The following is a 12,425-nucleotide window of genomic DNA, read 5'->3' as shown; positions in this document are numbered from 1 at the left end:
CCGCGGGCGGGCGGGGCGGGGGGGCGCTCTCGGGAGCGGCCGGGGGGGGGGTTCCCTTGCATGTTTTCACCCCCGCCGGGGGGCCGCGGCGCGGGGCCCTGTCAGGACCAGGCACGGCGGGGCCCGGGCGGGGCCGGAACGGTCAGCGGCCGGCCGGGGCGGTCAGCCGGTCAGGGACGGGAAGGCCGGGACGAGCCCGCCGTCGATCACGATGTCCTGCCCGGTGATGTACGAGGAGCGGTCGGAGAGCAGGAAGACGACCGTCTGCGCGACGTCCTCGGCGGTGCCCAGCCGGCCGAGCGGGACGTGGCCGCGGATCGGCTCGTGGTCGGCCGGGTCCGGGACGGCCGCGTGGAACATCTCGGTGACGATGTAGCCGGGGCTGACCGAGTTGACCCGGATGCCGCGGCCGGCCAGTTCGCTGCCGAGGGTGCGGGCGAGGCTGAGGACGGCGGCCTTGGTGGCGGCGTAGACGGCGGCGCCGGGCAGGCCGCGGTGCGGGGTCCAGGAGGCGTTGAGGACGACGGATCCGCCGCCGGCGGCGTCCAGCAGCGGCAGCGCGTGCTGGACGGTGAGGAACACGCCCTTGAGGTTGACGGCGACGATCCGGTCGAACTCGGCCTCCGTCACCTCGTCCACCGGCTGGAAGCCGGCCACGCCGGCGTTGGCGAAGACCCCGTCGAGCCGGCCGTACCGCTCCCGCACGGTGTCGGCCAGCCGGGCGAGGTCGGCCGCCACGGAGGCGTCGGCGCGGACGGTGAGCAGCCGGTCGCCGGCGTCGAGGCGCGCGGCGGCGCGGGCGAGCCGCGCGTCGTCGCGGCCGGTGATGACGACCCGGGCGCCGGTGGCGAGGAGGTGACGGGCGGTGGCGAGGCCCATGCCGCTGGTGCCACCGGTGACGAGGACCGTGGCGTCGCCGGGGGCGGTGGCATCGGAGGGGGCGGCGGCATCGCCGGGGACGGTGGCGTCGGAAAGAACGGTGGCGTCGGAGGAAGTGTGGCTCATGCCGTTCACCTTCGCGACGGGTGCCGGACCGGCACCAGGCCCGCCTCGACCGTGGGTCCCGGAAAACCACCCTGCAAACCGGGAATCGGCGCGATCACCGGACGGTTGGGTCAGGGCGACGGTCCAATACGGCACTCGCGAAGAGGGACTTCCCATGAAGATCGGCATCATCGGCGCGGGCAACATCGGCGGCAACCTGACGCGACGGCTGACGTCGCTGGGGCACGAGGTATCGGTGGCCAACTCCCGTGGCCCGGAGACGCTCAAGGCACTGGTCGAGGAGACCGGCGCGACGGCGGTGACGGTCTCCGAGGCCGCCCGGGGCGCGCAGGTCGTGGTGGTGACGGTGCCGCTGAAGAGCGTGCCGGACCTGCCCGCCGGGCTGCTGGACGGCGCCGCCGAGGGCGTCGCGGTGATCGACACCGGCAACTACTACCCGAAGGAGCGCGACGGCCGGATCGACGCGATCGAGGACGGGCTCACCGAGAGCCGGTGGACGGAGCAGCACCTCGGGCACCGGGTGGTGAAGGTGTTCAACGGCACCTACGCCCAGGACCTGCTGGAGCGCCCGCGCCCGGCCGGGGACCCGGAGCGGCTCGCCGTGCCGGTCGCGTCGGACGACGAGGCGGCCAAGCGGGTGGTGCGGGAGCTGGTCGACGCGCTGGGCTTCGACACCGTGGACGCGGGCGGGATCGACGACTCCTGGCGCCAGCAGCCGGCCACCCCGGTGTACGGGCTGCGGGCCGGGGTCGAGGCGGTCACCCGGGCGCTCGCGGAGGCCTCCCCGGAGCGCCCGGCCGCCCACCGGGCGTAGGTTCCCGGGGCACCCTGCCGCCCACCGGGCGTAGGGCCCGTCCTCGGCCCCCGCCCGGCGGAGCGGTTCAGCGGAGCCGGCGCGCCCCCTCCGCCGGGACGGCGGTGAGGGTGCGCGGCTCGGCGTACCCGGCTTCGCGGAAAGCGGCGGTGACCTCGGCGGCGACGCGCTCGGCGGTGTCCGCGTCCACCAGGGCGATGACCGAGCCGCCGAAGCCGCCGCCGGTCATCCGCGCGCCGTGGGCGCCGGCGGTCAGGGCCGCGTCGACGGCGAGGTCGGTCTCCGGGCAGGAGACCCGGTAGTCGTCGCGCAGCGAGGCGTGCCCGGCGGTGAGGATCGGACCGAGCGCGGCGAGGTCGCCGGCGTCCAGTCGGGCGACGGCGGCCTCCACCCGGGCGTTCTCGGTGACCACGTGGCGCACCAGGGGAACCAGGTCCTCGGGGAGCCGGGCGAGCGCGTCGGCCAGTCCGGCAGGCTGGAGCGAGCGGAGCGCGGGCAGCCCGAGCAGGGCGGCGGCGCGTTCGCAGCCGGCCCGCAGCGCGGCGTACGCGCCGTCGCCGAGGTCGTGCTTCACCCGGGTGTCCAGGACGAGCAGGGCGAGGCCCGCGCCCGCGAGGTCGACGGGCACCTGCCGCGTCGTCAGATCACGGCTGTCGAGGAACAGGGCGGCCCCGGGGCGGCAGCACATCGAGGCCATCTGGTCCATGATTCCGCAGGGCACGCCGACGAAGGCGTTCTCGGCCCGCTGCGCCAGCACCGCCAGCTCCGGGCCTGCCAGGCCCAGCCCGTACAGGTCGTTGCAGACGGCGGCGACGACGCACTCCAGGGCGGCCGAGGAGGAGAGCCCGGCGCCGCCGGGCACGTCGCTGTCCAGTCGGAGGTCGGCCCCGCCGACCCGGTGGCCGGCCTCGCGCAGCGCCCACACCACCCCGGCCGGGTAGCCGGCCCAGCCGGGCACCGAGCCGGGGGCGAGGTCGTCCACCTTCAGCGTCACGAGGTCACCGCCCTGGGCGGACCAGAGCCGCAGCAGTCCGTCCTCCCGCCGGGCGGCCTGGGCGCGGACGGTCCGCGGCAGGGCGATGGGGAGGACGAACCCGAGGTTGTAGTCGGTGTGTTCGCCGATCAGGTTGACCCGGCCGGGGGCGGCCCATTCCCCCTCGGAGGGGCGGCCGTACAGCTGCTCGAAGGTGTTCATGCGGCGACCTCCCGCAGCCGGCGGGCCGCGTCCTCGGGGGTGACGTCGTTGACGAAGGCGTCCATGCCGGATTCCACCCCGGCCAGGTACTTGAGCTTGTCGGCGGTGCGGCGGATGGTGAACAGCTCAAGGTGCAGGGCGAGTTCGTCCCGCTGTCCGGCCGGGGCCTGGTGCCAGGCGGAGATGTACGGGGTCCGGCCGGTGCCGAAGAGCCGGTCGAAGCGGCGCAGCAACTCCAGGTAGAGGGCGGGGAATTCGTCCCGCTGTTCGGCGTCCAGCGCGGTCAGGTCGGGCACCCGGCGGTGCGGGTGGAGGTGGACCTCGTACGGCCAGCGGGCGGCGAAGGGGACGAAGGCCGTCCAGTGCGTCCCGGCGAGCACGATGCGGTCGCCGTGGGCGCGTTCGGCGGCGAGCAGGTCCTCGAAGAGGTTGCGGCCGGTGGCGGCGCGGTGTTCGGCGGCGCGGGTGGCCATCCGGGCGGTGCGCGGGGCGATGAAGGGCAGGGCGTAGACCTGGCCGTGCGGGTGGGCGAGGGTGACGCCGATCTCGGCGCCCCGGTTCTCGAAGCAGTAGACCTGCCGCACGCCGGGCAGGGCGGAGAGTTCGGCGGTGCGGTCGGTCCAGGCGTCCAGGACCAGCCGGGCGCGCTCGGGGGTGAGGTCGGCGAAGGAGGCCTCGTGGTCGGCGGTGAAGCAGACCACCTCGCAGCGCCCGGCGCCGGGGCCGCTGGTCCACAGGCCCCCGGCCGCCCGGACGGGCTCCGCGGGCGGGCCGGCCAGCGAGGGGAAGCGGTTCTCGAACACGGCCACCTGGTAGTCCTCGGCCGGGATCTCGCTGAGCCGCCCGTCCCGGGACGGGCAGAGCGGGCACTCCTCGGCCGGCGGCCGGTAGGTGCGCGCCTGGCGGTGGGCCGCGATGGTGACCCAGTCGCCGGTGGCCGGGTCCAGCCGGACCTCGGAACCGGGGGCCTGCGGGTCGAGCGGCCGTTCGTCCACCGCGGTCCGGGGGGCGGCGGTGCCGCCGTCGTAGTAGATCAGCTGCCGACCGTCCGCGAGGGTGGTCACTGTCCTGACGGTGGGCTGGGTCAGGGACGTACCGGGCATGGCCCTTCTTCCTCCGAGTGAAGCCATTGGACATGGGTAAATCAACAGAAAGCTACAATCTCAAACATTATCCACCATGGGCACGCGATCGACGTGCTCGAAGGAGGCCTCCCGATGGCTGACAGCGCCCAACCGCTCGCCGGACAGCGCCGCGTGCTGATCCTGGAGCAGATCCGCGAGCGCGGCGGGGTACGGGTCACCGAGCTGGTCCGCGACCTCGGGGTCTCCGACATGACGGTCCGGCGCGACCTGGACGCGCTGGCGCGCCGGGGCCTGGTCCACAAGGTGCACGGCGGCGCCGTCCGGGTCGAGGCACCCGCCACCGGCGAGCCCGGGTTCGAGACCAAGGCGCTCTGGGAGCTGCCCGCCAAGGAGGCGATCGCCCGGGCCGCCGCCGCGCTCGTCCCGCCGGGTTCGGCGGTCGGACTGGCCGGCGGGACGACCACCTTCGCGGTCGCCCGGCACCTGCGCGCGGTCGAGGGCCTGACCGTGGTGACCAACTCGCTGCGGATCGCCGAGCTGCTGGAACAGCCCGCCGAGGACGGCACGCCGGCCACCGCCACGGTGATCCGCACGGGCGGCGTGCGGACTCCCTCGGACGCGCTGGTCGGGCCGGTGGCCGACCGGGCGATCCGCTCCCTGCACGTCAACCTGCTGATCCTGGGCTGCCACGGGCTCTCCCCCGAGGCCGGGCTGACCACCCCGAACCTCGCCGAGGCGGAGACCAACCGCGCCTTCCTCCGGTCGGCCCGCCGGGTGGTCGTGGTCGCGGACCACACCAAGTGGAACGCGGTCGGCCTGGCCACCTTCGCCGACCTGGACCAGCTGGACGTCCTGGTCACCGACGACGCCCTGCCCGCCGAGCAGCGGGCGGCCGCCGCGGGCATGGTCGGCGAGCTGATCGTGGCGGCGACGGCGGACCGCACGAACCGGCCCGGCTAGCCCGACCGCCCCGGCTCGCCGAACCAGCCCGACCAGCCGGATCGCTCCGCCCCGCCGGAGCGGCCCGAACTCCCCCGCACCACCAGCTCGGTGGGAAGTTCCAGCCCCTCGCCCGGCGCCGCCCGCCCGCGCACCTGGTCCAGCAGCCGGCCGACCAGCGCCGTGGCGATCGCCCGCAGCGGCAACCGCACCGAGGTCAGCCCGGGATGGAGGTGCCGGCAGAGCGGCGTGTCGTGGAACCCGGTGACCGCCACCCCGCCGGGCCCGATCACCAGCCCCTCCGCCCGGACCGCCTCGTACACGTCCAGGGCCAGCAGGTCGCTGCCGGCCGCGACGGCGGTCGGCCGGTCGGGCCCGCGCAGCAGCGCCCGTACGGAGGCCGTCACAGAGCCCTCGGCCGCTCCTCCGGCCCCGTCGACGGCCCCGGCCCGATCAACGCCCGTCGCCACCGCGGACAGGCCGAGCCGGTCGGCCTCGGCCAGGAACCCGGCCCGCCGCGCCGCCATCCAGGGCAGCTCCTCGGCGGCCCCGAGGTAGCCGATCCGGCGGTGGCCGAGCGCCGCGAGGTGCCGCACCACTTCGGCCATCGCCGCCTCGTTGCCGATGTCCACCCAGTGCTGCGGCTGCCCGGGCCCGGTCCGTCCGAAGCTGACGAACGGGACGCCGAGCCGGGCCGCATGGGCGATCCGGACGTCCTCGTGCAGCACGTCGGCCAGCACCAGTCCGTCCACCTGGCGGGCCGCCACCAGTTCGTCGATCGCCGCCGCCGGGTCGGCCGTGCCCTGCCCCGGCCGGAACAGCAGCACCCGCTGCCCGGCCGCCCCGGCCGCGTCGACCAGGGCCTCCAGGAAGCCGGCCATCAACGGGTTCGGGTCGAGCGGGTCGTCCACCGGGGCGAGGTAGCCGATGGTGCGGCGGGCGCCGCTGCGCAGCGAGCGGGCCGACTGGTCGGGCTGGTAACCGAGTTCGCGGATCGCGGCGTTCACCCGCTCCAGGGTCTCCGGGCGGACCCGCTGCGGCGCGTTCAGCGTGTTGGAGACGGTCTGCCGGGAGACCCCGGCCGCCCGGGCGACCTCCTCGATCGTGGCGGCGCCACGGCGCGGCCGGTGCGGTCCCTCGGGCATGCGGTCCTCCAGGGGTGGTCGGGGCTCGGGGCGACGGGGCCGGCGCCGGTCCACCGCCCCGAGCGGTCGGGCCCTGCGCGGGACCGGGCCCGGCGCAGGGTCAGGCCCGGCGCAGGGTCAGCAGTCCGCCGCGCGGCACCACGATCGCATCCGCCCGGTCCAGCTCGACCTCGCCCTGCCGGACGATACGCCCCCGGGCGTCCTGCACCGTCACCGCCGCCTGCCCGCGGCCGCCGGTGAGCCGGACGTCCGGGTCGGCGTCGGCGTTGGCGACCAGCAGGGTGTTCCAGTCCCCGCCGGAGACGTCCACCGGCAGTGCGGCGTAGCGGGCCACCGCCACGGTGTCGGCGCCGCGCGCGGTGACCATCGGGTAGCCGAGGTCCGGGCGGGCCGGGAGCAGTTCGCCGAGCTGGAGGGTGGCGGTGTGCTCGCGGAAGACGCCGAGCCAGAAGGCGATGGCCTCGCGCTGGGCCTCGCTCTGCGCGGCGAGGTCGACGGAGACCTGCGGCACCGAGAACAGCACGTTGATCAGGTGGCAGGCGACCTGCTCCGGCGGCTCGCCCTGGTGCCACATCAGCATGTCGGCGTGGACGGGGACGGGCCCGGCCGCGAGCCGCACGTCGACGGTCCGCTGCCGGTTCTCCTGCGGACTGAGCGGGCAGTCGGTGGCGCGGATCATGGTCGCGTACGGCCACAGACCGGGGCTGACGTACGGCTGGCGGTGCTCGATCATCGCCTCCGGATCGGCGGCGCTGATCCGGCCGCGGATCCCGGCGAGCAGCCGCTCCACGCCCTCGTCGACGGTCGCGCAGTCCGCGCCGGGGCGGGCCGGCGGGGCGTCGGCGCTCTCGGCGGCGCGGGCGAACCAGTCGACGAAGTCCACCTTGAGGCCGTCCATGCCCCACTCCTCGACGGCCCGGGCGAGCCGGTCGGTGAGGAAGGCCCGGACCTCGGGGTGGCGCGGGTCGGCGACGATCGCGCCCATGTGGGCGGCGTCGGCCAGCGCCAGGTGGCCGATCTCCCGGTACGCGGCGCTGTCCTTGCCGATGAACGGCAGCGCGTACCAGAGCATGTAGCGCACGCCGAGGTCGTGCACCCGCCGCACGTGGGCGGCGGTGTCGGGCAGCGAGACCGGCTCCCAGTCGCCGCAGTGGGCGTAGCCGCGGGTGCGGTCGGCGGTCATCCAGCCGTCGTCCACGATGATCACGTCCAGGCCCAGCTCCTTGCCGAGCGCGGCCTGGGTCTCGACGCCCTGGGGGGTGATGTCCTGGTGCATCGAGTACCAGGTGGAGTACGCGGGGCGGCGGGCGGCCTCCGGGATGTCGGCCGTGCGGCCCTCGCCCCACCAGGCGGCGAGGTCGGCCAGGGCGCGCCCGAAGTGCCGGCGGGAGGTGTCGATCCGGACGGTGAGCCGGTCGGTGGCCTGGGCCCAGAACCGGAACTCGCCGGTCTCCTCGACCACTCCGGCCCCGGTCAGCACGTCCGGACGCCCGGCGGCGAAGGCGCACAGGGCGACGTCCCCGGTGCCGACCAGCGCGGCGATCGGCGCGCCGTTGGCCAGCGAGGTGCGGCGCGGGGCGCTCCAGGCGGCGGGCAGCCGGCCGGTGCCGCGCGGCTCGGGGGTCCACAGGGCGGTGGCGTCCACGCAGGGCACGCGCCACTCGATCCGCACCTCGCCCGTGCCCTCGGCGGTCACCTCCACCACCCCGTCGGCGATGCCCCGGGCCGTGCCGGTGCCGCTCACCCGCAGGTCCAGCCCGTCGGCGTACAGCCGGCACAGGCCGCCGGCGGCGGTGGGGGCGTGCGGCTCCCAGACGTCGTCGGTGCCGGTCGTCGTCCCGCCCGTGCTCCCGGCCGCGGTCGCGGTCGCGCTCTCGTTCCTGCTCTCGATCGTGCTCTCGGTCATGGTCAGCCCTTCGTGGCGCCGGCCAGCAGGCCGGAGATGAACTGCCGCTGGAGGACCAGGAAGAGGACCATCATCGGCAGGGTGGACAGCGCGGTGCCGGAGAGGATCGCGCCGTAGTCGGTGTTGGACTTGTTGCCGTGCAGCGTCGCCAGGGCGACCGGCAGGGTGTGCATCTCGGGGCTGCGCAGGGCGATCAGCGGCCAGACGAACTGGTTCCAGGACCCCAGGAAGAGGAAGATCGACAGCGCCGCCAGCACCGGCCGCATGACCGGCACCACCACGCTGAACAGCACCCGGATCTCGCCCGCGCCGTCGACCCGGGCGGCGTCCAGGAGTTCGTCCGGCAGGCTGCTCAGCGACTGCCGCATCAGGAAGATGGCGAACGGCACGCACAGCCCGGGCAGGATCAGCGCCTGGTAGGTGTCCAGCAGGCCGAAGTTCGTCATCATCTTGAACAGCGGCACCAGCGTGACCTGTTCGGGCACCACGAGAGTGGACAGCAGCAGCGCGAACAGCAGGGTGCGGCCGCGGAAGCGGAACTTGGCGAAGGCGTAGCCCGCGAGCAGCGCCACGACGAGGGCGCCCAGCGTCTGGACCCCCGCCACCAGCACGGAGTTCCCGATCACCCGGAGCAGGCCGATCTTCTGCTGCAGGTGGCTCAGGTTCTCGCCGAGGCTCCCGCCGGGCAGCAGCTTGGGCGGCCAGTCGAAGACCTCGGTGTCCTTGCGGGTGGCGGAGACCACCAGCCAGTAGAAGGGGGCGATCGACAGCCCGGTGATGCCGGCCAGGAAGAAGGTGAGCGGCCAGCCGCGCAGCTTCTTGAGGCGGTTCGCCCTCCTGGGGGTCGTACTCCCGGGCGTGGCGCTCCGGGGTGCCGCGCCCTCGGGCGTCGTGCTCCGGGGTGTCGTGGTCTGGGGGGTGGTGGTCTTGGAGGTCACTTGTCGCGCTCTCCCATCAGGCGCATCTGGAGGGCGCCGAGCACCGACACGATCAGGGTGAGCGCGTAGGCGATGGCGGAGGCGTAGCCGAAGTCGAAGTACCGGAAGCCGTTCTGGTACAGGTACATGGAGACGGTCAGGGTGGCGTTGTCCGGCCCGCCGCCGGTGAGCACGTACGGCTCGTCGAAGAGCTGGAGCGTGCCGATGGTCGAGAGCACGACCGTGAACAGCAGCACCGGACGCAGCGCGGGGACGGTGATCGAGGTGAAGCGGCGGATCGGGCCTGCGCCGTCGACCATCGCGGCCTCGTACAACTCCTTCGGGATGGACTGGAGTCCGGCGAGGTAGATGACGGCGTTGTAGCCGGTGTAGTGCCAGGTGAGCACCACCACGACGGCCATCCGGGCCCAGACCGGCTGGCCCAGCCAGTCGACGGAGGGCAGGCCGACGGCGTTCAGCACCCAGTTGACCGCACCGTCGTCGGTCTTGAGCAGGTAGGCGAACATCACGCCGGTGGCGACCAGGCCGGTGACCGAGGGCATGAAGACGCCGAGCCGCCACACCGTGCGCCAGCGCACCACCGCGGAGTTGATGCCGACGGCCATCAGCAGGGCCAGTCCGAGCATCAGCGGGACCTGGACGACGAGGATCTGGCCGGTGTTGCGCAGGGCCGTCCAGAACAGCGGATCGTCCAGCAGCCGCCGGTAGTTGGCGATGCCGGCGTTGCGGGTGGCGGTGCCGGCGCCGGTGGTGAAGGAGAGCCACAGCGACTCGATGATCGGGTAGGCCTTGAACACGCCGAAGGTGAGCAGGGCCGGGGCGAGCAGCAGGTACGGCAGGGCGGTGCGCCGCCGGCGGCTCGGCCGGGCCTTCCCGGTGAGGGCGGCGGATGTCGGACTGGCGGCGCTCATGCGATACCGCGCCCCGTCTGCTGGGCGAGCTGCTTGGCGGCGTCCTGGAGGACGGCGGCCGGGTCGGCGCCCTTGAGGAGCACCTTGGTCTGGGCGTCGCTGACGAGCTTGAGGGCGCGGGCGTAGTCGCCGGAGTAGTTGGTGGGGTCACCGCCCTCGGTGGCGAGGTCGGTGAAGGTCTTGAGCACCGCCTGGCCGCCGTAGAAGGCGCTGGGCGCGGCGTACATCGGGTCGGCGTAGGCCTCGGTGAGGGCCGGGAAGACGCCGCCCGCGTTGAACATCGTGTTGACCGAGGCCGTGCGGGTGAGCGCGTACTCGACGAACTTCCAGGCGGCGCGGCGGCGCGGGCTGGAGGCGGCGACGGCCAGGTGGGTGGAGTTGACCAGCGCGGTGCGCTTGCCGCCGGGGGTGACCGCCGGGGGCTTGGTGAGGCGCCAGTCGCCGCTCTGGTCGGGGAACTTCTTCTCCAGGTAGTGCGCGACCCAGGTGGGCATCGCGGCCACCGCGAGCTTGCCGCTCTTCATCACCGGCGGCCAGCTCTGGACGCCGGGGGTGTCACCGATCAGCCCGGCCTCGTCCAGCCGCTTGATGATGGTCAGGGCGCGCACGGCCGGCTCCGAGCCGACGGTGATCTTGCCCTGGAGGTCGAAGTAGAAGGCGCCCTGGAGCTGCATCAGGCCCTGGAGGAAGTCCAGGTCGGGGGTGGGGTTGGCGGCCCGGTTGACGCCGATCAGCGCGACGCCGGGGTTGGCGGCCTTGAAGCGGTCGGCGACGGCGAGCAGGTCGTCCCAGGTGGCGAAGGTCTCGGGGTCGATGCCCGCCTTGTCGAAGTAGTCCTTGCGGTAGAAGAAGCCCAGCGCGTTGACCTCCCAGGGCAGCGCGTAGGCGTGGCCGTCCTTGCCGGTGACGACCGGCCACAGGCCCTTGGCGAACTTGTCCTTGTGGGCGTCGGCGCCGAGGGCGGAGAGGTCGGCCAGGCCGCCGGGGAACTTCTCCTGGTAGCCGGGCAGGTAGTCGCAGCCGATGTGGAGGACGTCGCCGAGGCCCTGGCCGCCGGCCGCCAGGCCGACGGTGATCTTGTCCCAGATGGCGGGCTCGCCGATGTCCTGGACGTCGACCTTGATCCCCGGGTTGTCCTTCTCGAAGGCCGGGACGATGCCGCGCAGGGCGTCGGCGGCGGTGGCCCAGGACCAGACGGTGATCGTGCCGGTGTCGGCGTCCCCGCCGGCGGCGCCGCCCGAGCCGGAGCCGCCGCCGCAGGCCGCGAGGGTGCCGCCGGCGGCGACGGCCAGCAGGCCGGCTCCGGAGGCGCGGAGAAGGTCGCGACGAGAAAGGTGTGACATTGCATTCCTCTCGGTGGGGTGGCGCCGGAAGGCTGTGATGCGCAGGGGGTGGTGGGGTGTGACAGATGCGGCGGGGGTTGCTCGGGTCAGTTTGAACGTTCAAACACACAAAACAGACCAGAACCAAACAGGTTCGAACGAGCGGACACAGCAAACGCCCGCCCTCCCCGTGCCGTCAAGCCCTGGAGAGGGGAACGGCGAGCTCCGCAACCGTTCCGTTATCAGCGGGTGGCTCGACCCGGCGAGAGGGCCCCGGGTCGGTTTCCGGGCAGGTTTGTCATGTATTCGTTCAGTGTCGACCGGCCCCACCGTTCGTCCGACTAGGGTCGGTCCAGCTCCGCGGCACGGCGCCGTACGGCCATCGCGCGGCGCTTCGCGGACCCGTCGATTGGACTGGTGAGTAGTGAACATCAAGTATCGCCACGTGCCCGGTCGTTCATGGGCGGCGGCAGTCCGGCGCCGGCTCGCCGCCGCGGTGGGGGTGGTCACCCTGCTGGTGGCCGTCCTCACCGGCACGGCCGCCGGCACGGCCATTGCGGCACCGGTGGCGGCACCGGTCGCCGCCGCCCAGGCGTCCCCCGGGTGGGTCTGTCCCGGCACGCCCGTACCGGACGGCTACGTGATCACCCAGCGCCAGCCGAGCGGGTGCAACAAGGCCGGCGCCTGGTACATCCAGCCCGTGCAGAACGGCATCTGGACCTGCGCCACCTCCCCGATTCCGCCCGGCTACGTGATCACCCTCCACAACGCCACCGGCTGCAGCGGCATCGACTACTGGTACCTGGAGCTGCCCCGCGACGGCCAGTACACCTGCGCGGGTTCGCCGATCCCGCCCGGCTACGTACTCACCGGCCACATGAACTCCGGCTGCGGAAACATCGGCTCGTGGTACCAGCAACTGGCCCGCGTCGGCGCGTACATGTGCCCCTACCAGCCCGTTCCGGCCGGCTTCCGCGCGGGCACCTACAACGCGAGCATGTGCAGCGGCCTCGGGGGCTGGTACCTGCTCGCCGCCTGATCCGATCGCCGCCGGCGGGGCCCCCGCCCCTCCCCGTGCCCCCCGGCGGCGGGTCAGGTCCCGTCCACCGCCCGCCGGGCGCCCCCCGCGGCCCCCGGGAATCGCCTGCCCCGGGGGTCCCGGGGA

The 12,425-nt window shown here is 74.1% G+C and carries 11 protein-coding genes; 3 read left to right on the top strand and 8 right to left on the bottom strand.

Translation table 11 applies throughout. The features are described 5' to 3' along the window. Window positions 1-162: 162 nt before the first annotated feature. Entirely contained in the window at window positions 163-1,005 is an 843-nt protein-coding gene (locus tag ACWGJO_RS02895) for an SDR family NAD(P)-dependent oxidoreductase (RefSeq protein WP_452181834.1), read from the bottom strand. A gap of 154 nt (window positions 1,006-1,159) precedes the next feature. Between ACWGJO_RS02895 and ACWGJO_RS02890 the strand changes: the two genes are divergently transcribed. Then, on the top strand, window positions 1,160-1,819 hold the full coding sequence (locus ACWGJO_RS02890; RefSeq protein ID WP_452181833.1) for an NADPH-dependent F420 reductase: 660 nt from the start codon (window positions 1,160-1,162) through the stop codon (window positions 1,817-1,819). 67 nt (window positions 1,820-1,886) lie between these two features. Here ACWGJO_RS02890 and galK read toward each other — a convergent pair whose 3' ends face one another. Together galK and galT are read right to left on the bottom strand one after the other, a co-directional pair. Then, the gene (galK, locus tag ACWGJO_RS02885; RefSeq protein ID WP_452181832.1) at window positions 1,887-3,014 is read right to left on the bottom strand and encodes a galactokinase; all 1,128 of its coding nucleotides are present in this window, start codon (window positions 3,012-3,014) and stop codon (window positions 1,887-1,889) included. After that, window positions 3,011-4,117, bottom strand: coding sequence for a galactose-1-phosphate uridylyltransferase (gene galT / locus ACWGJO_RS02880; RefSeq protein ID WP_452181831.1), 1,107 nt, complete (start codon window positions 4,115-4,117; stop codon window positions 3,011-3,013). The genes galK and galT overlap by 4 nt, the downstream gene beginning before the upstream one ends. 114 nt (window positions 4,118-4,231) lie before the next feature. Here galT and ACWGJO_RS02875 point away from each other — a divergent pair, with 114 nt between their 5' ends. Continuing rightward, window positions 4,232-5,059, top strand: a complete 828-nt coding sequence (locus tag ACWGJO_RS02875; protein ID WP_452181830.1) for a DeoR/GlpR family DNA-binding transcription regulator — start codon at window positions 4,232-4,234, stop codon at window positions 5,057-5,059. On the opposite strand, the gene ACWGJO_RS02870 is transcribed toward ACWGJO_RS02875, so the two are convergent. From ACWGJO_RS02870 to ACWGJO_RS02850, 5 genes are all read right to left on the bottom strand, one after another. Beyond that, window positions 5,056-6,183: a LacI family DNA-binding transcriptional regulator gene (locus tag ACWGJO_RS02870; protein ID WP_452181829.1), complete on the bottom strand. Its 1,128-nt coding sequence runs from the start codon at window positions 6,181-6,183 to the stop codon at window positions 5,056-5,058. The two genes, ACWGJO_RS02875 and ACWGJO_RS02870, sit on opposite strands and share 4 nt — an antisense overlap. 100 nt (window positions 6,184-6,283) lie before the next feature. Continuing rightward, the gene (locus ACWGJO_RS02865) at window positions 6,284-8,089 is read right to left on the bottom strand and encodes a glycoside hydrolase family 36 protein (RefSeq protein ID WP_452181828.1); all 1,806 of its coding nucleotides are present in this window, start codon (window positions 8,087-8,089) and stop codon (window positions 6,284-6,286) included. A 2-nt stretch (window positions 8,090-8,091) separates the two neighbouring features. Continuing rightward, window positions 8,092-9,027: a carbohydrate ABC transporter permease gene (locus ACWGJO_RS02860; protein WP_452181827.1), complete on the bottom strand. Its 936-nt coding sequence runs from the start codon at window positions 9,025-9,027 to the stop codon at window positions 8,092-8,094. Next, window positions 9,024-9,938 (bottom strand): carbohydrate ABC transporter permease, encoded by a 915-nt coding sequence (locus ACWGJO_RS02855; protein WP_452181826.1) that lies wholly within the window; start codon window positions 9,936-9,938, stop codon window positions 9,024-9,026. The genes ACWGJO_RS02860 and ACWGJO_RS02855 overlap by 4 nt, the downstream gene beginning before the upstream one ends. Beyond that, window positions 9,935-11,281, bottom strand: a complete 1,347-nt coding sequence (locus ACWGJO_RS02850; RefSeq protein ID WP_452181825.1) for an extracellular solute-binding protein — start codon at window positions 11,279-11,281, stop codon at window positions 9,935-9,937. The genes ACWGJO_RS02855 and ACWGJO_RS02850 overlap by 4 nt, the downstream gene beginning before the upstream one ends. A 424-nt stretch (window positions 11,282-11,705) precedes the next feature. Here ACWGJO_RS02850 and ACWGJO_RS02845 point away from each other — a divergent pair, with 424 nt between their 5' ends. After that, window positions 11,706-12,299, top strand: a complete 594-nt coding sequence (locus tag ACWGJO_RS02845; protein WP_452181824.1) for a hypothetical protein — start codon at window positions 11,706-11,708, stop codon at window positions 12,297-12,299. Window positions 12,300-12,425 lie beyond the last annotated feature (126 nt).

This window comes from Kitasatospora sp. NPDC054795 (genome assembly GCF_053611565.1).
Note: the sequence above shows the minus strand (reverse complement) of the source record. Positions and strands in the feature narration are given on the sequence as shown.